This is a genomic window from Pseudomonas sp. I8001 (genome assembly GCF_013385345.1).
Taxonomy (GTDB): domain Bacteria; phylum Pseudomonadota; class Gammaproteobacteria; order Pseudomonadales; family Pseudomonadaceae; genus Aquipseudomonas.
On the sequence record NZ_JACAQC010000020.1, the window covers coordinates 69,586 to 95,161 of the forward strand.

The following is a 25,576-nucleotide window of genomic DNA, read 5'->3' on the forward strand; positions in this document are numbered from 1 at the left end:
CGCGACAGGAGTTATCGCTTACTTTTTCTTCTTCTCGGCAGCCGGTGCCGGGCAATCTGCTTCCTGGAACTTCACCGAGGCTACCGGGCGGTTGGTTTTGTTCTCGGTGATTTCATAGCGCATGATCGCGCCCTTGGCCATCAGCTCGCGGTAACCCTTGTTCAGGCACACACTTTGGCCGAGCTGGAAGTACACAGCCTTGGGGTTGGCGCGCATTTGCTCGGCGCGGTCGGGCAGTACGCTCAGATGGTCAATCAGCTGCAAGCCTTCAACGGTGTAGGCAACTTCCAGGGTCTTTTCGTCAATTTCCCGTGGCAGTTCTTTGTTGGTTTCCTCTGCGACGCTTTGCAGCTTCCTGTTCAGTTGAGCCTCCAGCAACGAGGCCGCTTGGGCACCCAGAGGCAACACCAGCGCGAGGGCGACGGACGGAACTACAAGGCGTGTCATAAGACGCAGCATGAAACTCTCCTGATTCGGTTACTGGTGCATAGACCAGCCACTGCGCTGTGCGTTCAGTGGCGCGGGATTATAGGTGACCGCTTGCCCCTAGGGCCAGCCTATTGCCGGGAAGTGCAGGTGGCCGGGGGCGGCTCTGGTAAACTGCGGTAACTTTTGCCTTCCGAGTTCTATCCGTGTCGATTTCCACTTCCCTGCGGCGCACCCGATGAGCCATGCCGTCTCCCGTTTGCGCACGCAGCGCCTGGCCCGTGCCGTAAAACCGTTTGTAGCGCGAGGCTCGCGGGCCGAACGCTGCCCCGGCTGCCGGGTGATTCCCGAGTACTGCCTGTGCGCCTGGCGGCCCAAGGTCCAGGCCAGATCCGGCATGTGCCTGCTGATGCACGACGTAGAGCCGATGAAACCCAGCAACACCGGCTGGCTGATTGCCGATGTGATCAACGACACGTCCGCGTTCCCCTGGTCGCGCACTGAGGTTGAGCCGGAGTTGCTGACCTTGCTGGACGACCCGCAATGGCAGCCATACATCGTCTTTCCCGGCGAATTCGTGGCCCCGGAGCGGGTGGTCCATCAGGTCAGGCTGGAGGAGGGCAAGCGCCCGCTGTTTATTTTGCTGGACGGCACCTGGAGCGAGGCGCGCAAGATGTTCCGCAAGAGCCCGTACCTGGAGCACTTGCCGGTGCTGAGCCTGGCGCCCGAGCAACTGTCGCGCTACAAGCTGCGTCGCTCCAAGCGTGATGACCACTTCTGCACCGCCGAAGTCGCCGCGCTGTGCCTGGAGCTGGCTGAAGATGCCGCAGCCAGTGAAGTCCTGGATGCCTATCTGGACGTATTCAGCACCCACTACCTGGCCGCCAAGTTTCAACTGGCGCTGGACCCGGCCGATGTCGTCCATACTCGCCTTGCACCTTATCTATAGGTGTCATGGCCAGCCGACCTTTGCATGATGGCCGCGCAAACGCGCAGCCCGCTAAAATAGCCACGGGCGTAGCGCTTGACCACCCAGGCTACGCTGGGCATGCTTGGCGCCGATTGGGGCGCTGTCACAGATTGGATACGTCGCTTTTTGACGTTGAGCGCGCCCTTTGGTGACTGCTGGCCTGGCAGCCACCTTGCGCGTTGGCGAGCACTGAACCCATCAGTGCCGCCCTAAAAAACAGGATCATTTAATAAATGGCCACATACGAAATCCTGATTGCCGATGACCACCCGCTGTTTCGCAGTGCGCTGCACCAGGCGGTCACGTTGGGCCTGGGGCCGGATGTACGCCTCGTCGAGGTCGCCAGCATTGCCGAGCTGGAAACCCGCCTTACCGAAAAGTCCGACTGGGACCTGGTCCTGCTGGACCTGAACATGCCGGGTGCCTACGGTTTTTCCGGGCTGGTGCTGCTGCGTGGGCAATACCCGCAGATACCGGTGGTGATGGTATCGGCCCAGGAAGAGGCGTCGGTGGTGGTGCGCTCCAAGGAGTTCGGTGCCAGTGGTTTCATTCCCAAGTCCAGCTCCATGGAAGACATCCAGAAAGCCGTGCGCACGGTGCTGGATGGCGATGTCTCCTGGCCGCCGCAGGCCTTTGAAGAGATCAACGTCTCCGACGAAGCCAAGGCCGCGCGTGATGGCCTGGCCAGCCTCACGCCCCAGCAGTTCCGCGTATTGACCATGGTCTGCGAAGGTCTATTGAACAAACAGATTGCCTACGAGCTGAGCGTGTCGGAAGCGACCATCAAGGCTCACGTCACGGCGATCTTCCGCAAGCTCGGCGTACGTACGCGAACCCAGGCGGCGCTGCTCTTGCAACAACTTGAGTCAATTTCGCAGCATTAAGACGCTGTTCATTCACGTTTTTTTGACTTTGCTTGCTCTAGTTTCCCCACACCTTTTTGCTCAGTTGCCTACTCTATGTCGCCTTTCAAGGGTCAAACCGGTATCAAACGTATTTTCAACGCAGGCGGATATTCCCTGGATGGCCTGCGTGCGGCTTTCACCGGCGAGGCGGCGTTTCGTCAGCTGGTGTTGCTCAATGTCATCCTGATCCCGCTGAGTTTCTTCCTTAACGTCAGCCGGGTAGAGCGGGCGCTGCTGATCGCCGTGTGCCTGCTGGCGTTGATCGTCGAGTTGCTCAACTCCGCCGTCGAAGCGGCGATCGACCGGATTTCCCTGGACCTGCACCCCTTGTCGAAAAATGCCAAGGACATGGGCAGCGCCGCGCAGTTCGTAGCGCTGACCATGATTACCCTGGTGTGGGCCGTGATCCTGATCTAGGCAATGGTCGGCAGTACAATCTCGTCGCTGCGCTGCACCCCGGCGGTGAACGACCGGCACAGCTCGAGGAATTCGCGCATCGCCGAGGTCTGGTACTTCTGCTTGTGCCAGATGAAGTAGAACTGCCGGGCCAGGTCCAGGTCCGGGGTTTCCACCGGTACCAGGCTGCCACGCCGGAAGGCGTCGCGCAGCGCCAGCCGGGAAATGCAGCCAATCCCCAAGCCTGATTCCACCGCGCGTTTGATTGCCTCGGTGTGTTCCAGCTCCAGGCGGATATTCAGCGCGCTGCGGTGATGCCGCATGGCCTGGTCAAAGGTCAGGCGTGTTCCAGAGCCTTGTTCCCGCAGGATCCACGCTTCATGGGTCAGCTCTTCCATGGTCGCCTGGCCGCGCTTGGCCAAGTGATGCTGGGGTGCGCAGAACACCACCAGTTCATCTTCCACCCAGGTTTGCACCTCGATGTCCGGGTGGCTGCAGTCGCCTTCGATTAGACCCAGATCAATTTCGTAGTGCGCCACCTGATGCACGATATGCGCAGTGTTCTGCACATGCAGCTTCACCTGGCTCTCGGGATGCTGTTGCATGAAGCTGCCGATCAGCAGCGTGGCCAGGTAGTTGCCGATGGTCAGCGTGGCCCCGACCGCCAGGGAGCCGAAGCCCGACTTGCCGTTGAGCAGGTCCTCGATCTCCTTGGCCTGGTCCAGCAGTGCCACCGCCTGGGGCAATAGCTGGTGACCGAGGGCGTTGAGGCTCAGGCGTTTGCCCGCGCGGTCGAACAACTGGCAGCTGGATTGACGCTCCAGCTCGGTAATCGACGTGCTGGCGGCGGATTGAGATAAGGCCAGAAGGCCAGCAGCGCGCGAGACGCTTTCCTGCTGGGCGACGGCGACGAAGACTTGCAGTTGACGTAGAGTAAATCGCATATCGATATAACCGATAACCCTTATCTTAATAATCCAGTTAACAGATATTGTCGCCGCCATTAGAATGCTGTGCAATTGCGCATCCATCATTTGGCGCAGACCCATTTCCAGGAGTCCCCCGTACATGAGCAACATGAACCACGAGCGTGTCCTCAGTGTTCATCACTGGAACGACACTCTGTTCAGCTTCAAGTGCACCCGCGATCCGGGCCTGCGCTTCGAGAACGGTCAGTTCGTGATGATCGGCCTGCAACAGCCCAACGGCCGCCCGCTCATGCGCGCTTACTCGATTGCCAGCCCGAACTGGGAAGAGCATCTGGAGTTCTTCAGCATCAAGGTGCCTGATGGCCCGCTGACTTCCCAATTGCAGCACTTGAAGGAAGGCGACGAGATCATCATCAGCAAAAAACCGACGGGCACCCTGGTGCTTGACGATTTGAAGCCGGGCAAGCACCTGTACCTGCTCAGCACCGGCACTGGCCTGGCGCCGTTCATGAGCGTGATCCAGGACCCGGAAACCTACGAGCGTTTCGAAAAAGTGATCCTGTGCCACGGCGTGCGTTACGTCAACGAAGTCGCCTACCGCGAATTCATCACCGAGCACCTGCCGCAGAACGAGTTCTTCGGCGAGGCCCTCCGTGACAAGTTGATCTACTACCCGACCGTGACCCGCGAGCCGTTCGAAAACGAAGGCCGCCTGACCGACCTGATGCGCAGCGGCAAGCTGTTCAGCGATATCGGCCTGCCGCCGATCAATCCTGAAGACGACCGCGCCATGCTGTGCGGCAGCCCGAGCATGCTGGATGAAACCAGCGAAGTGCTCAACAGCTTCGGCCTGAAGGTCTCCCCGCGTATGCGTGAGCCGGGTGACTACCTGATCGAGCGTGCGTTCGTCGAGAAATAAGCGCGACGCAAAAAAATGTGGGAGCGGGCTTGCTCGCGAAAGCGGTGTAACAGTCACCAGATGTATTGACTGATCCACCGCTTTCGCGAGCAAGCCCGCTCCCACATTTGTTTCCGGTTTACCCGGCCGACACGACTTCCAGCACACAAATCATCCCGGCTTCGGGATAGTGCCAGCGCACATCAACATCCCAGAACTGCGTCCCGTATTCCCGCTCCGGCCCCGGCGTCTGGTACGCCGGCCGTGGATCCTGCGCCAGGCACTGCTCGATCAACGCCACCAATGGCTCGCCAAGGCGCTGAGCGTGGCCTTCTGCCTGTTGCAGCGCAGTCTTCAGCCACTGCACGGGAATCAGCTGTGGCGCAGCGCTGGCGATGCTGTTGGTCGCAGTGTCAACTATGTCTGCGTACGGCACGTACGGCTTGATGTCGAGAATCGGTGTGCCATCCAGCAGGTCGATCCCGGATATCCACAGGCGCCCATCTTCCACCTTGTCCAGCTTGACCACTGACTGGCCGATGCCGTTGGGCCGGTGCGTCGCGCGGGTGGCGAACACGCCCATGGACGTGTTGCCACCCAGGCGCGGCGGGCGCACTTTCAGGCGGGGCTTGTCTTCCAGCGCCTGGTGGAACAGGAACAGCAGCCACACATGGCTGACCTGTTCCAAACCCTGCACCGCCTCACCCTGGTCGAATGGCGCCACCAACTCCAGCACGCCCCGGGCGGCAGGCGCCAGTTGTGGCTGGCGCGGGATGGCGAACTTCTCCTTGAAGCAGGAGCGGACAAAGCCGATGGGCGAGACGCTGTAGTTCACGGGTTTAGGCGCGAACGCGCAGGGTCAAGCCCTTGAGGAAGTTGCGCAACAGCTGGTCACCACAGGTGCGGTAGTTGGTGTGGCCGAACTTGCGGAACAGTGCGCTCAGCTCAGGCTTGGACACCGGGAACTCGGAGGCCTTGAGGATTGCGTGCATGTCGTCTTCCTTCAGTTCGAAGGCCACGCGCAGTTTCTTCAGGACGATGTTGTTGGTCACCGGCAGTTCGATCGGCTGCGGTGGACGGCTCTCGTCCTTGCCGCGCTTGAAGATCACCAGGCCATCGAGGAAATGCGCCATGACTTCGTCCGGGCAGAACACGAAGCCTTCTTCCTCGTCTTTCTTGAGGTAGGTCAGCAGGTCGTCCTTGGTGACTTCCATGCCGCCGAGCTTGATGATCTCGACCATCTTGTTGTCGCTGATGTCGAGCATGTAGCGCACGCTGCGCAGTACGTCGTTGTGAATCATGGTGGGCAATCCTGGTCATTCAACTGTGGACACCGCCCAGGCAGGCGGTATCGAGAGATTCGGCGGCGAAAAAAGTCTTAGAACTTTTCTTTGCCGGACAGATAGCGCCATTGGCCTACCGGCACTTTGCCGATGGAGACTCCGCCAATGCGGATGCGTCGAATGGCGACGACTTTCAGGCCGACGGCTTCGCAGAACAAGGCAATCACACCCGGTTGCGGGTTTTTCAGCGCAAAGCGCAGGCGGTTCTCGTTCTGCCAGCTGGCTTTCACCGCCGGCAATTCCTTACCTTTGTAGGTCAGGCCATGGTTGAGGCGGTTCAGGCCGTGGGCGACCATGTCGCCGGACACCTCCACCACGTATTCCTGTTCGATCTTGTTCGCGTCAGCGGTCAGCTTGCGCAAAATCTTCCAGTCCTGAGTGAACACCAGCAGGCCGCTGGCCTTGGCTTGCAGGTCACTGCTGGCGGTCAGGCGCAGGAAGTGGCCCTTGAGCGGGCGCTTGCTGAAGCGGTGTTCTTCCGACAGGGTCTCGGCGTTGATCGACGCCATGGCTGTCTCGGCATCCACGCCGGCGGGGGCGTGGAGCAGGATGGTCACCGGCTCCGGCGCTGTGGCCTTGGCCTCAGGGTCAAGCTCGACCTTCTGGGTGGTGACCTTGAACTGCGGCTCGTCGATCACTTCGCCGTCCACCGTGACCCAGCCGCCTTCGATGAACAGCTCAGCCTCCCGACGGGAGCAACCGACCAGTTCGATGAGGCGTTTGGAGAGGCGTAGGGGTTCAGTCATGACAAGGGCCGAAACAAAAGGGGGCGGCTATTGTACCTGTGTGGCGCCGGTTAATCCCGGCTCCATTTCATTTAGCCGCGACGTGCCTGTGGCTGGGCCTGGCGCAAACGCATGTGCAGCAACGGATAAGGCTGGCCCATGCCGTCATGGTCCGTGCGTCCGATCACCTCAAAGCCCTGCTTGAAGTAAAAGCCCAGGGCTTGCGGGTTCTGTTCGTTGACGTCCAGTTGATCGGCATTCATCGACTCGATGGCATAGCGCAGCAATTGCCGGCCCAGGCCCTGGCCACGGTGCTCGGGGTCGATAAACAGCATCTCGACCTTGCCCGCGGCCACCCCGGCAAACCCGGTGATGCGCTGGCGCGAGTCCTTGGTGCAGATCAGCATCACCGCGTCGAGGTAGCGGGTCAGCACCAGGTTTTTCAGCAGCTCGATGTAACTGTCCGGCAGGAAGTCATGGGTGGCCCGCACCGAAGCCTCCCAGATGCGGGTCAGTTCCTGATAGTCGCTGGATTTGGGTGTATGGATAACCGAATGCTGACGCATGCCCGCTGCCCCTTGCCGATGATTGGCGCCGATGGGCAAAACGATAGACCTAAAAAAGCCCCGCATCTTGTCCAGAGGCAGGGCTTTTTCAATTCTTTACACCTTATGCGCGTTTTTCAGCCCACAGGTCGTACTCGTCGGCGTCGGTCACGGTGCACCAGACCTTGTCGCCCGGCTTCAGGCCGCTGGCATCGTCGATGAACACGTTACCGTCGATTTCCGGTGCATCGAAGAAGCAGCGGCCTACAGCGCCTTGCTCGTCGACTTCGTCGATCAGTACTTCGATCTCACGGCCGATGCGCAGTTGCAGGCGCGCCGAGCTGATGGCCTGCTGGTGCGCCATGAAGCGCTCCCAACGGTCCTGCTTGACGTCGTCCGGCACGATGGCAGCGTCCAGCAGGTTGGCCGGAGCACCTTCCACCGGCGAGTACTGGAAGCAGCCGACGCGGTCCAGCTGGGCCTCGGTCAGCCAGTCCAGCAGGTACTGGAAGTCTTCTTCGGTTTCGCCGGGGAAGCCGACGATGAAGGTGGAGCGGATGATCAGGTCCGGGCAGATCTCGCGCCAGTTCTTGATGCGCGCCAGGGTCTTGTCTTCGAAGGCCGGGCGTTTCATGGCCTTGAGGATTTTCGGGCTGGCGTGCTGGAACGGGATGTCCAGGTACGGCAGGATCTTGCCGGCGGCCATCAGCGGGATCAACTCGTCAACGTGCGGGTACGGGTAAACGTAGTGCAGGCGCACCCATACGCCGAGGCTGCTCAGGGCTTCGCAGAGTTCGGTCATGCGGGTTTTCACCGGCGCGCCGTTCCAGAAGCCAGTGCGGTATTTGACGTCGACGCCGTAGGCGCTGGTGTCCTGGGAGATCACCAGCAGCTCTTTCACGCCGGATTTGACCAGGCGCTGGGCCTCGTCCAGCACGTCGCCTACCGGGCGGCTCACCAGTTTGCCGCGCATCGACGGGATGATGCAGAAGCTGCAGCTGTGGTTGCAGCCTTCGGAAATCTTCAGGTAGGCGTAGTGGCGCGGCGTCAGCTTGATGCCCTGCGGCGGCACCAGGTCGATCAGCGGGTTGTGGTCCTGGCGCGGCGGCACTACGTCGTGCACGGCGTTGACCACTTGCTCGTACTGCTGCGGGCCGGTCACGGCCAGCACGCTCGGGTGCACGTTGCGGATGTTGCCTTCTTCCACGCCCATGCAGCCGGTGACGATCACCTTGCCGTTTTCCTTGATGGCTTCGCCGATCACTTCCAGGGACTCGGCCTTGGCCGAGTCGATGAAGCCACAAGTGTTGACCACCACCACGTCCGCGTCCTGGTAGGTGGACACGACGTCATAGCCTTCCATGCGCAGTTGCGTAAGGATGCGTTCGGAGTCGACCAGAGCCTTCGGGCAACCCAGGGATACAAAGCCGACCTTGGGGTTGGCTTTTGCGATGGTGGTGGACATGTCTAACCTCGGTATTGAATGACGCCGCCCGTCGTGCACGAAGGGTGGCGGATGGGCACTTGGTGTGCCTCTGATCAAAAAGTGCGCAATTCTAGCGACGGGAATCGCTCTTGACCAGCTTTATGCAGGGAAATACGACGAGTGCTGCGCTATGCTTCGCGCCGTTGCACCTGAGTGAATTTCCTCGGTCAATAAATCGTCTGTAACGAGAAGTAAAACAGCGCATGCTGTGGACAGCATAGGCGCCCGCAGCAGGCGCGCTGTTTATAAAAGACCGCAGGTCAAAGGGCAGGAGTGGTTGATGGGTCAGGCAAGTAGTCAGGCAGCAGGTGCCGAGCAGTCCAACGCAAAGCCGATCGGCATGCTGGTGGCGGCAGTGGGGGTGGTTTACGGCGATATCGGCACCAGCCCGCTCTACACCCTTAAAGAGGTGTTTGCTGGCGGTTATGGGGTTCAGGTCAATCACGACGGGGTCTTCGGGATCCTGGCGCTGATTTTCTGGTCGCTGGTCTGGGTCGTTTCGATCAAGTACGTGCTGTTTATCCTGCGCGCGGATAACCAGGGCGAGGGCGGCATCATGGCCCTGACGGCTTTGGCCCGGCGGGCGGCGGCACCTTACCCCAAGTTGCGTTCGGTGCTGGTGATTCTCGGCCTGATCGGTGCGGCGCTGTTTTACGGCGACAGCATGATCACCCCGGCGATCTCGGTATTGTCGGCGGTCGAAGGCCTGGAACTGGCGTTTGATGGCCTTGAGCGCTGGGTGGTGCCGCTTTCGCTGGTGGTGCTGGTGGGGCTGTTCCTGATCCAGAAACATGGCACGGACCGCATCGGCAAGCTGTTCGGCCCGGTGATGGTGCTGTGGTTCCTGGTGTTGGCCGGCCTGGGCATCCATGGAATCATCCAGCACCCTGAGGTGCTCAATGCCCTCAACCCTGTGTGGGGCGTGCGCTTCTTCATCGTTCACCCTGGCATGGGCGTGGCGATTCTCGGTGCGGTGGTACTGGCATTGACCGGCGCCGAGGCGCTGTACGCCGACATGGGCCACTTCGGACGCAAGCCGATTGCCCGTGCCTGGTTCGCCCTGGTGCTGCCGGCGTTGGTGCTCAACTACTTTGGCCAGGGCGCGCTGCTGCTGGAAAATCCAGAGGCAGCCCGCAACCCGTTCTACCTGCTGGCACCGGAGTGGGCTCTGGTCCCGCTGGTGGCGTTGTCCACTTTAGCCACCGTGATTGCTTCCCAGGCGGTGATCTCCGGGGCGTTCTCCCTGACCCGTCAGGCGATCCAGCTCGGTTACATCCCGCGCATGCATATCCAGCACACTTCCAGCGCCGAGCAAGGCCAGATCTACATCGGCGCGGTGAACTGGTCACTGATGGTGGGCGTGATCCTGCTGGTGCTGGGCTTCGAGTCCTCCAACGCCCTGGCTTCGGCCTACGGTGTGGCGGTGACGGGCACCATGTTGATCACCAGCATTCTGGTGTCGGCGGTGATGCTGTTGCTGTGGAAATGGCCGCCGGTACTGGCTATCCCGGTGTTGATCGGTTTCCTGTTGGTGGATGGGCTGTTCTTTGCCGCCAACGTGCCGAAGATCGTGCAGGGTGGTGCGTTTCCGGTATTGGCGGGGATTGTGTTGTTTATCCTCATGACCACCTGGAAGCGCGGCAAGGAGCTGCTGGTGGACCGGCTGGACGAAGGTGGGCTGCCGCTGCCGATCTTTATCAGCAGTATCCGTGTGCAGCCGCCTCATCGCGTGCAAGGCACGGCGGTGTTCCTGACCGCACGCCCGGATGCCGTGCCCCACGCCTTGCTGCATAACTTGCTGCATAACCAGGTGCTGCATGAGCAGGTGGTGCTGTTGACGGTGGTCTACGAAGACATCCCGCGTGTACCGGCCCAGCGTCGTTTCGAGGTCGATTCCTATGGCGAGGGCTTCTTCCGGGTGATCCTGCACTTTGGTTTCGTCGATGAACCGGACGTGCCCGAAGCGCTGAAGCTGTGCCATCTGGATGACCTGGATTTCAGCCCGATGCGCACCACCTACTTCCTCAGCCGCGAAACCGTGATCGCGTCCCGCATCAAGGGCATGGCGCGTTGGCGCGAAGGGTTGTTCGCGTTCATGCTGAAGAACGCCAACGGCAACCTGCGCTTCTTCAAGTTGCCGGTTAACCGGGTGATCGAGCTCGGCACTCAAGTAGAAATGTAAGCCCAACAAAAAGCCCCCGGTGCCTTGCGGCAGCGGGGGCTTTTTTGTGGGCGCTTATTCGGCCGGGGTCTTGCCCTGGCGCTTCTCGATGATGTCTACCAGACGCTTGGCCAGCGCCGGGTAGTTCTCGTCGAAGTGATGGCCGCCAGGCAGCTTCACGGCTTCGCCGACAGCGGTCTTGTCGGTGCAGCCACTCTCGTCGACTTCTTCGGCACCGTAGATGCACACCACCTTGTCGGCCGGCAGCTTGGCCATTTCCGGGCCGGTCGCAGCTTCCTTGCCGGCGTTGCCCAGCCAGCCTTCCACTTCGATCTCGAAGCTGCCGGTGCGGGCGAAGGCCAGCAGGATGATCGCGTCTACACGCTGCTGCTCGTTTTCCGGCAGGCGGTTGTAGATGGCCGGCAGCACATCGGCGCCGAACGAGTAGCCGGTCAGCACGAAGCGCTTGGTGCCCCATTTCTGCCGGTAGTGCTGCATCAGCTCGGCGAGGTCCTTGGCGCTTTGTTCCGGAGTCTTGTGCTGCCAGTAGTAGCGCAGGGTATCGATGCCCACCACCGGGTAGCCGATCTTGGCCATTTCACCGGCCACGTCGCGGTCCAGGTCACGCCAGCCGCCGTCACCGGAGAGGAACAGGGTGACGGTGTCCTTGGCCTGGCCAGCCGGCACTTCGACCACCGGAATTGCCAGGCCGCCGTTGTCCGAGCCCACCAGTTGCTTGCGCAGCTCGTTGTTCAGCACTTGCGGGTAGTGAACGTCGTAGTCGCTGATGCTGGTGGTAGCACGCGGTGTATCGCGTACGAAGCTGGCAGCATCGTCGTCAGGGTTATCGTTCCAGGCCACCAGCCAGCTACCGTGGGCCGAAGTCTTCGGCAACGGGTCGTTGCAGCCTGGCTGCGCCAGCGCGAAGCCGACGGAGATGGCATTGGCCTTGTCGTCGTTCTGTGCGGCCAGCCAGCGCCAGGCCAGGGCTGCGCCAGGGCCGATGCCGCTGACCAGGGTCGCCGGGCCGGCAAGCTGGCCCAGGGCGGTTTGCAGGGCTTGTTCCTGCAGCTTGCAGTCGTCCTTGGGCAGGATCACCTGGACGATCTGCGCTGCGCCGCCCTGGCTCAGGGCGATCAGTTGGCTGTCGGTCAGGGTTTCGTCGGCCAGCACGGCCACGGCCACGCGGGCCTTGGGCGCGGTACCCGGGGTGACGCGGGTCAGGACCGTGCCATCGGCCTGGGGCAGTTGTTCCAGAGTCGGTTGCGGTGCAGGGCGGTTCCAGTACCAGTAGCCGCCACCGAGGATCAGTGCCAGTACCACCAAAAATGCCAATACATACCGCCAGGAGCGTCGAATCATCAGCGTTTCACCAATCCAGTCAAGCCGCCCGCAATCAGGGCGGCGGTGTCGGCCAGTGCCACCAGCGGATCAAGTCCTCCGGGCACGGCCATATAACGGGGTTCCCAGTCAGGCTGGAACTTGTCTTTGAAGCGGCGCAAGCCTTGGAAGTTATACAGTTGCTCGCCACGGCGGAACACCATCGAGCCCAGGCGTTGGGTCAGCGGGGCGCCACGTCGTGGTTGCAGGCCCGACAACGGCACCATGCCGAGGCTGAAGCGGGCGTAGCCATGGTTCTTATAATGTTGAATCAGGCCGACCATCATGAATTCCATGGTCAGTTTCGGCGCGTCCGGGTGCGCACGCATCAGGTCGAGACTGGCCAGGTCGTGGCTGTAGGTCTCAAGCAGGTTCGCAAACGCTACCGGGCGCCCTTCGAAGCGAATGATCGCAATACGAAAGTGCTTGAGGTAGTCGTCGCTGAATCGTCCAAGGGAAAAGCCTTTTTCCCGCACGTTCTTGCCGGTCAGCCATGCGTCGGAGATGACTTTCAACTCCTCCATCGGGGCCTGGCCGGGTTCGTGGATCTCCAGGGACAAGCCATCACGGGTCCCGCGGTTCCAGGTGTAGCGCAGGTCCTTCATCTCTTTGCCCTTGGCTTCCAGGTCAAAGCGTTTGAGGTCGACCCGGGCTTCTTCACCCAGTTTGATCGCGGTGAGGCCGATGTCCATGTAGTACGGCAGGTTCTCCGCGCGCACCTGGTAGAACACCGGGCGGGCGTGGTGAATGTCGCACAGGTCGCGGAACTGCCAGATCATCTCGGCCCGTTGCAGGGTCGGGCCAATCGGATCGTACAAGGCCACCAGGCTGCGACCGCGACGAGCGTACATCAGGAACGCTTCGTCGTTGGGGTGAAACAGCAGGGCCTTGTCGCCGGTCAGCGCCAGGCCGCCGTCGGGTTGTGCGGAGTTCATCAGGATCTTGGTGGCGCGCTCCAGCTCATCCGGTGTCGGCAAGTGGATGATCGGGCGCGCGGTACGCAGCAGCCAGGTCAGCGACACCACCACCAGCACCACGGCCGCGCCCAGCAGCGAACGCAGGCCCCGCGGGGCGTTGGCGTCGAGGGTGAACTGCCACCACAACTGATGGCTATAGGGCACGTCCTGGTAGGCGAACAACAGCAGCCAGATTGACGCACCGAGTACGCACACGCTGGCCACCAGGTACAGCGGCGAGAACGGCAGTTCGGTCAGGCGGCTGGCGCGGTAGAACGAGCGCCGGAAGATCGCCAGCAGCACCGCCGTCATGGTCATCAGGCTGGCTTCTTCCCAGTCGAAACCCTTGAGCAGGGAGAGCAGGGCGCCGGTCAGCAGCAGCACCATGGTCAGCATCCACGCCGCGGACAACCGTCGACGCAGGCCCTGGGCCAACAGAAGGCAGAGCACGCCGATCAGGCTGGCACCAAAGTGCGAAGCGTCAATCAGGCGATGAGGAATCAGGAAGCCGATGTTTTCCAGGCGTGAGTCGATTTCCGGGGTTGCGCCGGAAAACAGCAGGACCACGCCTGACAAAAAAACCAGTACGGCCAGGATCGGCGCAGCGAGGCCAGAGGCCGCGCGCAGGCTTTGTTGCGTATGGAACAGGCGCTGGGCTTCATTGACCAGCAGGAACACACAAGCGATCAACAGCGGCAGCACCACATAGATCATCCGGTACAGCAGCAGTGCGGCCGCCAGTGGCGCGGCACCGAGCTTGTCGGCGAAGGCAGCCAGCAGGATTGCTTCGAACACCCCGACGCCACCGGGTACATGGCTGAGCACACCGGCGGCCAGGGCCAGCAGGTACACCAGCAGGAACGGGCCAAACGGCGGCGCTTCCGGCAGCAACATATACAGCACGGTAGCGGCCGCAGCCACGTCGAGGGCGGTGATGATCAGTTGCAGGAAGGTCAGGCGACGGCCCGGCAGGCGCAAGGTGCGACGCCCAGCCTTGACCAGCAGGTTGTCCGGATACGGTTGTTCCGGCAGGCGGCGGCGGTAGATGCCGATGCACAGTGCGGCTGTTAACAGCAACACAGCGCCGGCGATGCCGCCGAGCAGGCTGGCGGGTAGATGCAAGGCATTGGACGCGGCAGGCAGGTTGCTCAGGGTGGCCAGCGCAGCGAGCGGCGGCAGGGCGCAACCCAGGGCCAGGCTGGCAAACACGGTCATGCGCGCCACTTCCGAAGCGCCGATGCCATACCGTGCATATAAACGGTAGCGTACCGAGCCGCCCGAGAGCATCGACAGACCAATCGCGTTACCGATGGCGAATGCGGTAAAGCCGCCGTAGGCCAGGGTCTTGGCAGGCAGCTTCACGCCGGCATAACGGGCACCGGAAAATTCATAGCCCAACAAAATGATAAAGCCGGCGACCGCGGCACCGAACGCACCCAGCAGTGCGGGCTTGGGTACTTCAAGGATCGAATCGTGGAGCGCGTACAGATCCAGTTCAAGCAGCAGGTGGCGACAGGCGATAAGGGCGATTGCGAACAGCAACAAGGTGACGGCCAGCCCGATGGGTTGGCGGTATTTGCTCAACAGATCCAGCCAGCGCAAACGGGTGGGAGTGATCGGTTGTGTCGCTGTGACAGAGTCTTGTGGTTCAGACGAGTTGGCGCGCATCAATCACCTCGTGGATTGTGCGCGACAGGATGGAGGTATCCAGCCAAGTTACCAATCCCTATGGACAAAATAATTACAAATATTAACGCGTATCGCGAAGTGCGGCGACAGCGCCCATTGGTCGTAGAAGGACAGTGCTTGAAGACTTAGCATAGCTTGCAATGAGATGGACTCTACAAACCGTGTACGGTTTCATGAAAGATGCCATGCCATTGTTTCAAAAGGACTTTTTCGTCAGATACAAAAAAGGCCACTCTTTCGAGCAGCCTTTTTTGATGTTTGGTTGCGGGAGCCGGATTTGAACCGACGACCTTCGGGTTATGAGCCCGACGAGCTACCAGACTGCTCCATCCCGCGTCTGTGTGGCGGCATTCTACAGAGCAACGGCGGGGTGTCAACCGTTAATCGAACGATGGGTCAAATAAGTGCAATTTAGCGTCGGATTGTCACGCGGGTGCGGTAAGTGCGCGATTGGGAAAGGTTTTTTGTCAGACAATCGACGCGAGGGCTAAAACAGACAGGCACAAAAAAGGCCACTCTTTCGAGTAGCCTTTTTTGATGTTTGGTTGCGGGAGCCGGATTTGAACCGACGACCTTCGGGTTATGAGCCCGACGAGCTACCAGACTGCTCCATCCCGCGTCTGTGTGTCGGCATTCTACAGAGGAACGCGAGTGTGTCAACCGCTGATTCAAAGAAAAGCGCTTGTGGTTCAATCGGTTAGCTCTCCAAGGTGGCCCCTTGATAGGCCGCGGGGCCAGTCTGGCCGAGGCTTTCAGCTCTATTGGGGGGTGTGTTTCGATTGAGAAAATGAATTCACCTGTGAATTTTCCTACCGCTTAAGCGGAAGATTCAAACTACTGGTGCTATATACAGGTGTGAGTGAGATACTGCCGGCCTGTCCGTTTTCTGCCCAGAACCACTGCCTTATATATGACGCAGCGCAAAATCATCCACGTCGACTGTGATTGCTTCTACGCCGCCATCGAGATGCGCGACGACCCGACCCTGGCGCAAAAGCCCCTGGCTGTCGGTGGCTCGGCAGACCGTCGCGGGGTGATCGCCACCTGCAACTATGAAGCACGGGCCTATGGTGTGCGTTCGGCCATGTCGTCCCGCCATGCCCTGAAGCTGTGCCCGGACCTGACCATCGTCAAGCCGCGCATGGATGCTTATAAAGAAGCATCAAAGGAAATCCAGGCGATCTTTCGCGACTACACCGACCTGATCGAACCGTTGTCCCTGGACGAAGCCTACCTGGACGTCTCCGACAGCCCGCATTTCGGCGGCAGTGCCACGCGCATTGCCCAGGACATTCGCCGGCGGGTCTCCAACCAGTTGCACATCACCGTTTCCGCGGGCGTGGCGCCGAACAAGTTTCTCGCCAAGATCGCCAGCGACTGGAAAAAGCCCAACGGACTGTTTGTGATCACCCCCGACCAGGTGGAAGACTTTGTCTCGGCGCTGCCGGTGAAAAAGCTCCACGGCGTGGGCAAGGTGACGGCCGACAAGCTGGCGCGGCTGGGGATCGAGGACTGCCTGCAACTGCGGGAGTGGAACAAGTTGGCGCTGGTGCGAGAGTTCGGCAGTTTTGGCGAGCGGCTTTGGAGCCTGGCGCGTGGGATTGATGACCGTGTGGTGCAGAACGACAGCCGCCGGCAATCCATCAGCGTGGAAAATACCTACGATGTCGACCTGCCGGACTTGCCCAGTTGCCTGGAAAAACTGCCGGAGCTGATGGACACCCTGGCCGGGCGTATAGCGCGCATCGACAGCAGTTATCGGGCGGGCAAGCCGTTCGTCAAAGTGAAGTTTCACGACTTTACCCAGACGACCCTGGAGCAGGCGGGGGCAGGGCGGGACCTGGAGAGTTACCGGCAGTTGCTGACCCAGGCGTTCAATCGCGGCGACAAGCCGGTGCGATTGCTGGGAATAGGCGTGCGTTTGCTGGATTTGAGCAACGGCAACGAGCAGCTCCAATTTCCCTGGTAGAAACCGAAAGCCAAATGTGGGAGCGGGCTTGCTCGCGAATGCGGTGTGTCAGTTGACGCATGTGCTGGCTGACACGCCGCATTCGCGAGCAAGCCCGCTCCCACATTTAAAGGCTTCAGCGTGCTCCGGGATCCGCCACCAGGCGTCCGGCATCCTTGGTCAAGGCCTGCAGGAATTCCTGCTGCAACTCCGGATCATTGCGGGTCAGTTCGATCAGGCTCTGTTCCAGCTCGCTGGCTTCTTCTTCCAGGCCCAGCTCCGACAGGCGCTTGACCCGGTGCACCCACTCGTTGACCTCGTCGTCTTCCAGGTCGTCATAGATCAAACCGTGAGCTTCGAGCAATTTGCCCCGCAGGGTGCCGCTGATGGCCAGGGATGAGTCCGAGTGCACGTCATCCTGGGCATCTTCAACACTGATCTTCAGGGTGCTGATGCGGTTCAGGTCCTGCTCGGCAAACGGGCTGTCCAACAGGTTCAGGCGCAGCACGCCATCGCGGTCGGTGGTCAGCTCATGGGTTTGCTTGCCGGCAGTCACCTGTACCGGGCGCTCGCTCCAGGGCAGGCTCGAATACTCCACGCGCTTGTCGCGCTGGACTTCATCGATACCCGCCAGGTTCTGTTGCGCACGGCCGTTGGATTGCACGTTCATGAACGGGTTGAGCCCGTCCACGCCATAGCTGAGCCAATCCCGGGTCATGCTGGCAGGCAGGTTGCCCAGGGCAAACACATTCGCCACGTTGGCGCCGACGCCCGCCACCAGCGCGACCGCGCCCAGGGGCATCTCATAGAGTTTGCGCCAGGGCTGGTAGGGCGTGTAGCGGTCGTAGCGACGGGTAACTTCGAACTCGGTGACCTCAAAGGTCTTTTGCTCGTGAATGCGCACCCGGCGTTGCGGCAGCTCCAGCACCTTCGGCTCGCCCACGTCGATCTGCAGGCTGTGATCGAGCAATTTGCGCTCGATGCGTTCCTCGTGCTCGCTGCGTTGCGACATTTGGTTGGCGCAGCCGCTGACCAGCAGGGCGCCACATAACGTGGCGCCCCCCAGGGCTATGGTGTTTCGCTTGAACATGACGACTCTTGATCTGGTTTTCAGCGACGAATACGCGCCTGAAGGAAAGACAGCACGTCAGCCACCGGCAACGGTTGGGCCTCGGCTTCGGTCCGGCTCTTGTATTCCAGATTGCCATCGGCCAGGCCGCGGTCACTGACCACGATCCGGTGCGGGATGCCAATCAGTTCCATGTCGGCGAACTTGATGCCCGGGCTGGTTTTCTTGTCCCGATCATCCAGCAGCACTTCAAAACCGGCAGCCGTGAGTTCGGCATACAGTTTGTCGGTGGCTTCGCGTACTTGCTCGGTTTCGTAGCGCAGCGGTACCAGGGCAACCTGGAATGGCGCCAGGGCGTCGCTCCAGATGATGCCTTTCTCGTCGTTGTTCTGCTCGATGGCAGCCGCAACCACGCGGGATACGCCAATGCCGTAGCAGCCCATTTCCAGGGTGATCGGCTTGCCGTTCTCGCCCAGCACTTCGCACTTCATCGCCTTGCTGTACTTGTTGCCCAGCTGGAAGATGTGCCCGACTTCGATGCCGCGCTTGATTTCCAGGGTGCCCTTGCCGTCCGGGCTTGGGTCGCCGGCCACCACGTTGCGCAGGTCGGCCACGGTCGGAACCGGCAGGTCACGTTCCCAGTTCACGCCAAAGTAGTGCTTGTCATCGATGTTGGCACCGATGCCGAAGTCGCTCATCAGCTCGACCGAACGGTCGATGATGATCGGCAATGGCAAGTTCAGCGGGCCCAGGGAGCCGGCACCGGCACCAATCGCGTCGCGCAGTTCGGCGTCGGTGGCCATGACCAGCGGGCTGGCAACGCCTGGCTGCTGAGCGGCCTTGATTTCGTTGAGCTCGTGGTCGCCACGGATTACCAGGGCGATCAGCTTGCCTTCTTCCTCGGCGCGCACGATCAGGGTCTTGATGGTCTTTTCAATCGGCAGATTGAATTTCTCCACCAGGGCCGCGATGGTCTTGGTCTCGGGCGTGTCAACCAGGCGCAGCTCTTCGCTTGGCGCAGGGCGGGAAGTTTCCCGTGGCACGGCTTCGGCTTTCTCGATGTTTGCCGCGTAGTCGGAACCGTTGCTGAACACGATGTCGTCTTCACCGGACTCGGCCAGCACGTGGAACTCGTGGGAGCCGGCACCGCCGATGGAGCCGTTGTCCGCTTCAACCGGACGGAATTTCAGGCCCAGACGCGTGAACACGTTGCAGTAGGCGGTGTGCATGCGGTCGTAAGTGACCTGAAGGGACGCCTGGTCAGCGTGGAACGAATAGGCGTCCTTCATGATGAATTCGCGGCCGCGCATCAAACCGAAGCGTGGGCGGATTTCGTCACGGAACTTGGTCTGGATCTGATACAGGTTGAGGGGCAGCTGCTTGTAGCTGCTCAACTCGTTGCGCATCAGGTCGGTGATCACTTCTTCGTGGGTCGGGCCGGCGCAGAAGTCCCGACCATGACGATCCTTGAAGCGCAGCAATTCAGGGCCGTACTCTTCCCAGCGCCCGGATTCCTGCCACAGCTCAGCCGGTTGGGTGCTCGGCATCAACACTTCCAGAGAGCCGGCAGCGTTCATTTCTTCACGAACGATGGCTTCGACCTTGCGCATCACCTTCAAGCCCATGGGCAGCCAGGTGTACAGGCCCGAGGCCAGTTTGCGGATCATGCCGGCGCGCAGCATCAGCTGATGGCTGATCACGACCGCGTCGGAAGGCGTTTCTTTCTGTGTGGCGAGCAAATATTGACTGGTGCGCATGGTAGGCCGTTGTCGGTTGCTTGGACTTGAAATGACTTGGGATTGTACGGGCGCTTGCTGCCGACGTACAGGCATCTGGTTGCTGGAGCAGGGCTTCTGTGGGAGCTGGCATGCCTGCGATGCAGGCAACACGGTGTGTCAGTTACACCGCGGTGATGCAATCGCAGGCAAGCCAGCTCCTACAGTGATTCGTTTTCCTCGGGAGGATTCAAGCGAATCCGCCGGCTTTCCTGAAACCAGTGCAAGGCGATCAGGACCAGCGTCGGCACACCCAGCAGGCAGGTGATCATGAAGAAGTTGTGGTAACCGAACTTCTCGACCATCACCCCCGAATACCCGCCGATCAAGCGCGGCAGCAGCAACATGATCGAACTGAGCAGGGCGTATTGGGTGGCGGAGAACTTCAGGTTGGTCAGGCTCGACAGGTACGCGACAAACGCCGAGGTCGCCATGCCTGAACTGAAGTTGTCCAGGGAAATGGTGAAAATCAGCATCTGCAGGTCCGGGCCCATGTCGGCGAGCATCACGAACAGCAGGTTGGTGCCGGCCGATGCAATGCCGCCGATGAACAGGATCGGCAGAATCCCGAAGCGCACGATCAACAGGCCACCCATGCCGGCACCCAGCAGGGTCATGATCAGGCCGAAGACTTTGCTGACACCGGCGATCTGGTCCTTGGTAAAGCCCTGGTCGATATAGAACACGTTGGCCATCACGCCCATTACCGTGTCCGACATGCGGTAGGTGGCAATCAGCCCCAACAGCAGGAAGGCCTGCCAGCGGTAGCGCAGGATAAAATCGTTGACCGGCGTGAGCACCGGCGCCAGGCCCCGGCGGCCCATGGTCGACAGGCACAGCGTGGTCAGGATGATGTAGAGGATGGCCCGCAGGAACGCGCGATCTTCCAGCAGCAGGTCCAGCAGGCTGACCCCATGGAACAGCACGCTGGCGAAGTCAGTGTTGTACAGCTGGGTGAACATCGCCGGCACCGACACCAGCAGCACGATCAACACGAACACCGAGACCAGTTGGTGAGCAAAGCTGTAGCGCCCGGCCTGCAATTGGGTACGCAGCGGCACATTGGGTTCGCGCATGAACAGCGTGGTCAGCAGCGCAGGCACCATCAGTGCACCAAACAGCACGTACGTACCGGCCCATGCTGAGTGCTTGTAGTTGAACCCGGTGGAACCGAAGCCTTCGGCAAAAAACAGCGCACCTGCGGTGGCAAGCAGCGCGGCCACGCGATAACCGGACATATAGCTGGCGGCAAGCGCGGCCTGCTGGCTGTCGCTGGCGATTTCCAGGCGGTAGGCGTCTACGGCGATGTCTTGCGTGGCGGAAGCGAAGGCCACGATCACGGCAATGGCGATCAGCCAGGACAGATGCTTTTGCGGATCACAGAAACCCATGCCGATCAATCCGAGGATCACCAGCGTCTGGGACAGTACCAGCCAGGAGCGACGGCGTCCGAGCTTGCCGAGCAGTGGCAGGCGCCATTGGTCGAGCAGGGGCGACCAGACCCACTTGAAGGCATAGGCCAGGCCGATCAGGCTCGCATAACCGATGGTTTCGCGGGCCACGCCGGCCTCGCGCAACCATACCGAGAGCGTCGAGAACACCAACATGTAAGGCAAGCCGGCAGCAAAGCCGAGCAGCAACAGCACTAACGTCGAGGGGCTGGCATAGGCGGCGAGCGCGGCGCGCCAGGTTTTACGGGGCATGGGCTGGAGTCTGCCTCAGAATTACGCAAATAAAGCGCGCACTCTAACCGCTGTGCTCTACCGGGCGCCAGCCATGACGCTGAATATCAACACGATTGTTCAGGATGCTGACGCCTTCGCCGCGCAAACGCGCACGTTGCTCGTCACCCGAGGCACTGCCCACCGGCAGACTTATCCGACCACCGGCACCCAGCACGCGATGCCAGGGCAGTTTGGTGTCCTCGGGCAGTTGGCTCAGGGTGCGACCCACCCAACGTGCGGCGCGACCCAAACCGGCGAGGTGTGCCAGCTCCCCGTAGCTGATCACGCAGCCTTCGGGCACTTGGGCGAGGGTCAGGTACAGCACGGTGCGGCGCATTTCAGCGGGGCTTTGCGGAGCGTCGGTCAGTTCGTTCACGGTGGCATATCCGATGAAAATATCCGTCTATTTGTAAGAAATTTCTGCAAAATGGGGGGCTGAGAGCGGAACTCGATACGAATACCCGAGTCAGTCCTTGCTAAGAAGTTATCCACCCCGATAATGCCCGTTTTTTCGTCAAACTCGAGCCCCATATCCGCTTATGTTGTCCAGAACCCTGCTGTGCCTCGCTGTTTTCAGCGCCTCCACCCCGTTGCTCGCCGACACCGTCTGGTTGAAGAACGGTGACCGCCTGACCGGCAAGATCAAGGTTTTCGACGGCGGCAAGCTGCTGATCCAGACCGACTATGCTGGCGCGATACCGGTGGACTGGAAGCAGGTCAAGACCCTGGAGAGCGATCAGGAATTGCTGGTCAAGCAGGATGCCTACAGCGGTGAGAAGGCCAAGTCCCTGCAGCCGGCCGACGATGGCAAGGTCATCCTGGCCAACGGCGAGGCGCCCAAGACTGTCGACCTGGCGAGCATCCAGCAGATCATCAAGCCCAAGCCGGTGATCGAGGACCTGGTGTGGAAGGGCAATGTCGATATGGCGCTGGACTACAAGCGCGCGGAAAACGACACCAACGACTACGACATCGACTTCAAGACCACTGCCCGCCATGGCCAGTGGCGCCATACCGCCGAGGGCGAATACAACCGCGAATTCCAGGACGACGTGACCACCACCGACAACTGGGCGCTGGAGTACGACCTGGACCGGTTTATTACCGAACACTGGTTCTGGCAGGGCCGCTTGACCTACAAGCGCGACAAGGTCGAGGACCTGTCCCGCCAGCGCACCGTGGGTACCGGCCCGGGCTACCAATTCTGGGATGACGAACTGGGCGCGTTCTCCCTCGGTTCGCTGGTCAACCGCACCGACTATGAATACCAGGACGGCGGCAAGGACAACTTCTATTCGCTGGCCATGAAGTGGAACTACAACCGCTACCTGGTGGGCAAGACCGTTGAATTCTTCACCAATGGCGAAGTGGGCAAGCCGCTGGCCGGGCCGTCCGAGTACTCCCTGGATGCGGAAATGGGCTTGCGCTACAAAGTCACCGAGTGGGCCTCCCTCAACCTCAAGGCCGAGCGCGACATTATTAGTGGCGACTCGGAAAGCGCGTTGAGCAAGACCCGCTACACCGCAGGGTTCGGCGTCGCCTGGTAACGAGCCGCTTGGTAATTAAAGGCGTAACCCGCCGTCCATTTCCAGAATCCGCCCGGTGTAGTAGTCGTTCTCGAAGATATACGCCGCTGAATGGGCAATCTCCTCGGGCCGCCCCATGCGCTTGAGGGGAATGCCGGCGGTCATCTTCTCCAAGGCCTCGGGCTTCATGCCCAGGGTCATCTCGGTCTCGATAAACCCCGGTGCGATGCCCGCCACGCGGATGCCGTAGCGCGCCAGCTCCTTGGCCCAGGTCACAGTGGCGGCCGCTACACCGGCCTTGGCGGCGGAGTAGTTGGTCTGCCCGACATTGCCGGCCCGCGAGATCGACGAGATATTGATAATGGTGCCCTGGTTCTTCAGCTCCACCATTTTTGCCGCCACCTCACGGGTGCACAGGAACACCCCGGTAAGGTTGACATCGATCACCGCCTGCCACTGGGCCAGGCTCATCTTGGTCATCTCGCCGTCCTTGACCTTGAGCAGCAAGCCGTCGCGCAAGATTCCGGCGTTGTTGATCAAGCCGTTGATGGCACCGAAGTCTTCGGCGATCCGTGCCACGGTGTGGGTCACCTGCTCTTCATTCGCCACGTTGCACAGATAGGCGCGGGCCTTCACTCCATGGGCCTGGCAGGCGGCCACCGCCTGGTCGAGTTTTTCCTGATTGAGGTCCACCAGCGCCAGGTTGGCACCTTTGGCGGCAAAATACTCGGCCATGGAGCGGCCCAAACCCTGGCAACCGCCGGTGATAATGATTACTTTGTCGTTGAGATGCATTCGCAAGTCCTGTGGGCAGAATTAAGCGGCTATCCAAGTTTGTTTTTTGACGAAATTTATCGAAGGAGTCATAAGTTGAGCGCGCACGTTGCCAAGAATGCCCGAGAACTACTGCTCAAGGAATACCGTGGGGCACTCGCCACCTTGTCCAAGGCCATGCCCGGTTTCCCTTTTGGCTCGGTGGTGCCGTATTGCCTGGACGCCGAGGGTCGGCCGCTGATCCTGATCAGCCGTATCGCCCAGCACACCCACAACCTGCAGAAAGACCCCAAGTGCTCGTTGCTGGTCGGTGAGCGTGAGGCGGACGACGTGCAAGCGGTAGGGCGTCTGACCTACCTCGCCGAGGCCGAAAAGCTCGAAGACGGCGCTGCGATTGAAGCCGCCGCCGAGCGTTATTACCGCTATTTCCCGGACTCGGCGAACTACCACAAGGCCCATGATTTTGACTTCTGGGTGCTCAAGCCAGTGCGCCATCGTTATATCGGCGGGTTCGGCGCGATCCACTGGGTCGACCAACTGACCCTGGCCAATCCGTTTGCCGGCAAGGCCGAGCTGAGCATGGTCGAACACATGAACAGCGACCACACCAAGGCGATTGCCCACTATGTCGAACTGGCCGGCCTGCCGACCTCCGAGCCTGCGCAACTGGCCGGTATCGACAGCGAAGGCATGCACTTGCGCATTGGCCAGGCCCTCTACTGGCTGCCCTTTGCCGAGCCTTGCAACACGCCGACACAAGTACGCGAAGCCTTGGTTTTCCTGGCTCACGCCGAGGTCTGGCCGAAAAAAGCAGCCGCTGAAGCTTGAATTCACGAAACGGCGACGTCATCTAAGGTGAAGTAGCAAGGCATTCTTGCGTTGAGGAACCATTTGATGCGCCCTTTTTTGTTGCTCTTTTTGTTGTTTCCGGTGCTTGAGCTGTTCGTATTCGTACAAGTCAGCGGGGCAATCGGGTTTTTCCCGGCGCTGCTGCTGATCATTCTCGGCTCGATGCTCGGCGTACTGGTGCTGCGCGTTGCCGGCCTGGCCACGGCGCTGCGTGCCCGTGAAAGCCTGAATCGCGGCGAGCTGCCGGCCCAGACCATGCTCGAAGGCCTGATGATGGCGTTGGCCGGTGGCCTGCTGATCCTGCCGGGCTTTATCAGCGATGTGGTTGGCCTGGTGATGTTGCTGCCGTTCACTCGCAAAGTGCTGGCGGGCAAGATGCGCCAGCGCGCCGAAGAGGCTGCCATTCGCCAGCGCGCCTTTGCCGATGACCTGCAACCCCGTGGTGGCCCGGCCCCGCGCCAGCCCCTGGGGCGCGAAGGTGACGTGATCGAAGGTGAGTTCGAACACCGCGACCCCAAGTAATCTCCTCACTGGCACGGCACCCGCGGGTGCCGTGCGGCTTTTGAAGACGCCCCCCGACACAAAAATTTTCATCTCGGTACCCTTGTAATAAGCTTATGCGCCCTTATGTAACGGTCACCGCAAGGTTTCTGGTGGCGACACCAGACAGACTTCCGCGTTTCGCGCCGCGAACCGCGACCGGCACCGCCGGAATTTAACTAGCCGGAATTGACACCGGCCGATGAAAAACACAATTAGGAGAGATCGACAATGAGCAAGCTTCGTCCTCTGCATGACCGCGTCGTCATCCGTCGCAGTGAAGAAGAAAAGAAAACCGCTGGCGGTATCGTGCTGCCAGGTTCGGCTGCTGAGAAAGCCAACCACGGTGTGATTCTCGCTGCTGGCCCAGGCAAGACCCTGGAAAACGGTGAAGTACGTGCGCTGGCTGTGAAAGTGGGTGACAAGGTTGTTTTCGGCCCTTACTCCGGCAGCAACACTGTGAAAATCGACGGCGAAGACCTGCTGGTAATGGCTGAGAACGAGATTCTCGCTGTTCTGGAAGGCTGATTTCCCCGCTCATCTTCCGTTACTACAAAGTATT

24 protein-coding genes and 2 tRNA genes are annotated in these 25,576 nt (G+C 60.7%); 10 read left to right on the forward strand and 16 right to left on the reverse strand.

The genetic code is table 11. The features are described 5' to 3' along the window. Nucleotides 1–18 precede the first annotated feature (18 nt). A complete protein-coding gene (locus tag HX839_RS15505) occupies nucleotides 19–459 on the reverse strand; it encodes a PA3611 family quorum-sensing-regulated virulence factor (protein ID WP_177067287.1) in 441 nt (146 codons plus the stop codon). A gap of 205 nt (nucleotides 460–664) precedes the next feature. On the opposite strand from HX839_RS15505, the gene HX839_RS15510 reads away from it, so the two are divergent. From HX839_RS15510 to HX839_RS15520, 3 genes are all read left to right on the forward strand, one after another. Further along, a complete protein-coding gene (locus HX839_RS15510) occupies nucleotides 665–1,375 on the forward strand; it encodes a tRNA-uridine aminocarboxypropyltransferase (protein WP_177067288.1) in 711 nt (236 codons plus the stop codon). A gap of 254 nt (nucleotides 1,376–1,629) precedes the next feature. Further along, nucleotides 1,630–2,280: a response regulator transcription factor ErdR gene (erdR, locus tag HX839_RS15515; protein WP_003208636.1), complete on the forward strand. Its 651-nt coding sequence runs from the start codon at nucleotides 1,630–1,632 to the stop codon at nucleotides 2,278–2,280. 75 nt (nucleotides 2,281–2,355) lie between these two features. Beyond that, nucleotides 2,356–2,718 carry a diacylglycerol kinase gene (locus tag HX839_RS15520; protein ID WP_003208635.1) on the forward strand — a complete coding sequence of 121 codons (363 nt, stop codon included), beginning with the start codon at nucleotides 2,356–2,358 and terminating at the stop codon, nucleotides 2,716–2,718. On the opposite strand, the gene HX839_RS15525 is transcribed toward HX839_RS15520, so the two are convergent. Continuing rightward, complete coding sequence (locus tag HX839_RS15525) at nucleotides 2,715–3,641, reverse strand: LysR family transcriptional regulator (protein WP_003208633.1); 927 nt, start codon at nucleotides 3,639–3,641, stop codon at nucleotides 2,715–2,717. The two genes, HX839_RS15520 and HX839_RS15525, sit on opposite strands and share 4 nt — an antisense overlap. A gap of 124 nt (nucleotides 3,642–3,765) precedes the next feature. Here HX839_RS15525 and fpr point away from each other — a divergent pair, with 124 nt between their 5' ends. Beyond that, nucleotides 3,766–4,545, forward strand: coding sequence for a ferredoxin-NADP reductase (gene fpr, locus HX839_RS15530; RefSeq protein ID WP_003189055.1), 780 nt, complete (start codon nucleotides 3,766–3,768; stop codon nucleotides 4,543–4,545). Nucleotides 4,546–4,663: 118 nt separating this feature from the next. Here the strand turns inward: fpr and tsaA are convergent, their stop codons facing one another. The 5 genes from tsaA to rimO all read right to left on the reverse strand — a co-directional run bounded on the left by tsaA (nucleotide 4,664) and on the right by rimO (nucleotide 8,602). After that, nucleotides 4,664–5,359, reverse strand: coding sequence for a tRNA (N6-threonylcarbamoyladenosine(37)-N6)-methyltransferase TrmO (gene tsaA / locus HX839_RS15535; RefSeq protein WP_177067289.1), 696 nt, complete (start codon nucleotides 5,357–5,359; stop codon nucleotides 4,664–4,666). 4 nt (nucleotides 5,360–5,363) lie between these two features. Continuing rightward, entirely contained in the window at nucleotides 5,364–5,825 is a 462-nt protein-coding gene (locus tag HX839_RS15540) for a DUF1456 family protein (protein ID WP_003208629.1), read from the reverse strand. A gap of 77 nt (nucleotides 5,826–5,902) precedes the next feature. Next, nucleotides 5,903–6,613 carry an rRNA pseudouridine synthase gene (locus HX839_RS15545; protein WP_177067290.1) on the reverse strand — a complete coding sequence of 237 codons (711 nt, stop codon included), beginning with the start codon at nucleotides 6,611–6,613 and terminating at the stop codon, nucleotides 5,903–5,905. Between the two features lie 71 nt (nucleotides 6,614–6,684). Next, complete coding sequence (locus tag HX839_RS15550) at nucleotides 6,685–7,158, reverse strand: GNAT family N-acetyltransferase (RefSeq protein WP_003208626.1); 474 nt, start codon at nucleotides 7,156–7,158, stop codon at nucleotides 6,685–6,687. Nucleotides 7,159–7,261: 103 nt separating this feature from the next. Next, the gene (rimO, locus tag HX839_RS15555) at nucleotides 7,262–8,602 is read right to left on the reverse strand and encodes a 30S ribosomal protein S12 methylthiotransferase RimO (RefSeq protein ID WP_218172220.1); all 1,341 of its coding nucleotides are present in this window, start codon (nucleotides 8,600–8,602) and stop codon (nucleotides 7,262–7,264) included. A gap of 301 nt (nucleotides 8,603–8,903) precedes the next feature. Between rimO and HX839_RS15560 the strand changes: the two genes are divergently transcribed. Next, nucleotides 8,904–10,805 carry a potassium transporter Kup gene (locus HX839_RS15560; RefSeq protein WP_003208622.1) on the forward strand — a complete coding sequence of 634 codons (1,902 nt, stop codon included), beginning with the start codon at nucleotides 8,904–8,906 and terminating at the stop codon, nucleotides 10,803–10,805. Nucleotides 10,806–10,859: 54 nt separating this feature from the next. Here HX839_RS15560 and HX839_RS15565 read toward each other — a convergent pair whose 3' ends face one another. From HX839_RS15565 to HX839_RS15580, 4 genes are all read right to left on the reverse strand, one after another. Further along, nucleotides 10,860–12,146 carry a virulence factor family protein gene (locus HX839_RS15565; protein ID WP_003208620.1) on the reverse strand — a complete coding sequence of 429 codons (1,287 nt, stop codon included), beginning with the start codon at nucleotides 12,144–12,146 and terminating at the stop codon, nucleotides 10,860–10,862. Further along, nucleotides 12,146–14,788 (reverse strand): bifunctional lysylphosphatidylglycerol flippase/synthetase MprF, encoded by a 2,643-nt coding sequence (gene mprF / locus HX839_RS15570; protein ID WP_177067291.1) that lies wholly within the window; start codon nucleotides 14,786–14,788, stop codon nucleotides 12,146–12,148. The genes HX839_RS15565 and mprF overlap by 1 nt, the downstream gene beginning before the upstream one ends. A 280-nt stretch (nucleotides 14,789–15,068) precedes the next feature. Further along, nucleotides 15,069–15,145, reverse strand: a tRNA-Met gene (locus HX839_RS15575). Between the two features lie 206 nt (nucleotides 15,146–15,351). Beyond that, nucleotides 15,352–15,428 (reverse strand) — tRNA-Met (locus HX839_RS15580). 291 nt (nucleotides 15,429–15,719) lie between these two features. Here HX839_RS15580 and dinB point away from each other — a divergent pair. Beyond that, complete coding sequence (dinB, locus tag HX839_RS15585) at nucleotides 15,720–16,778, forward strand: DNA polymerase IV (RefSeq protein ID WP_177067292.1); 1,059 nt, start codon at nucleotides 15,720–15,722, stop codon at nucleotides 16,776–16,778. A 115-nt stretch (nucleotides 16,779–16,893) separates the two neighbouring features. Here dinB and HX839_RS15590 read toward each other — a convergent pair whose 3' ends face one another. The 4 genes from HX839_RS15590 to HX839_RS15605 form a co-directional block, all read right to left on the reverse strand. After that, nucleotides 16,894–17,847: a hypothetical protein gene (locus tag HX839_RS15590; protein WP_003208616.1), complete on the reverse strand. Its 954-nt coding sequence runs from the start codon at nucleotides 17,845–17,847 to the stop codon at nucleotides 16,894–16,896. A 20-nt stretch (nucleotides 17,848–17,867) separates the two neighbouring features. Continuing rightward, complete coding sequence (locus HX839_RS15595) at nucleotides 17,868–19,583, reverse strand: proline--tRNA ligase (RefSeq protein WP_008433579.1); 1,716 nt, start codon at nucleotides 19,581–19,583, stop codon at nucleotides 17,868–17,870. 179 nt (nucleotides 19,584–19,762) lie between these two features. Further along, nucleotides 19,763–21,304, reverse strand: coding sequence for an AmpG family muropeptide MFS transporter (locus HX839_RS15600; protein ID WP_008433581.1), 1,542 nt, complete (start codon nucleotides 21,302–21,304; stop codon nucleotides 19,763–19,765). Nucleotides 21,305–21,347: 43 nt separating this feature from the next. Continuing rightward, entirely contained in the window at nucleotides 21,348–21,662 is a 315-nt protein-coding gene (locus tag HX839_RS15605) for an MGMT family protein (RefSeq protein ID WP_218166212.1), read from the reverse strand. Between the two features lie 202 nt (nucleotides 21,663–21,864). Between HX839_RS15605 and HX839_RS15610 the strand changes: the two genes are divergently transcribed. Beyond that, on the forward strand, nucleotides 21,865–22,872 hold the full coding sequence (locus tag HX839_RS15610; RefSeq protein ID WP_177009843.1) for a DUF481 domain-containing protein: 1,008 nt from the start codon (nucleotides 21,865–21,867) through the stop codon (nucleotides 22,870–22,872). Between the two features lie 15 nt (nucleotides 22,873–22,887). Here HX839_RS15610 and HX839_RS15615 read toward each other — a convergent pair whose 3' ends face one another. Next, nucleotides 22,888–23,646 carry an SDR family oxidoreductase gene (locus HX839_RS15615; protein WP_102369815.1) on the reverse strand — a complete coding sequence of 253 codons (759 nt, stop codon included), beginning with the start codon at nucleotides 23,644–23,646 and terminating at the stop codon, nucleotides 22,888–22,890. 75 nt (nucleotides 23,647–23,721) lie between these two features. On the opposite strand from HX839_RS15615, the gene HX839_RS15620 reads away from it, so the two are divergent. From HX839_RS15620 to groES, 3 genes are all read left to right on the forward strand, one after another. Beyond that, nucleotides 23,722–24,453, forward strand: coding sequence for a HugZ family protein (locus HX839_RS15620; protein WP_003208603.1), 732 nt, complete (start codon nucleotides 23,722–23,724; stop codon nucleotides 24,451–24,453). Between the two features lie 66 nt (nucleotides 24,454–24,519). Further along, nucleotides 24,520–24,996 carry an FxsA family protein gene (locus HX839_RS15625; RefSeq protein WP_003208601.1) on the forward strand — a complete coding sequence of 159 codons (477 nt, stop codon included), beginning with the start codon at nucleotides 24,520–24,522 and terminating at the stop codon, nucleotides 24,994–24,996. Nucleotides 24,997–25,245: 249 nt separating this feature from the next. Then, complete coding sequence (groES, locus tag HX839_RS15630; RefSeq protein ID WP_003208599.1) at nucleotides 25,246–25,542, forward strand: co-chaperone GroES; 297 nt, start codon at nucleotides 25,246–25,248, stop codon at nucleotides 25,540–25,542. The last annotated feature ends 34 nt before the right edge of the window (nucleotides 25,543–25,576 follow it).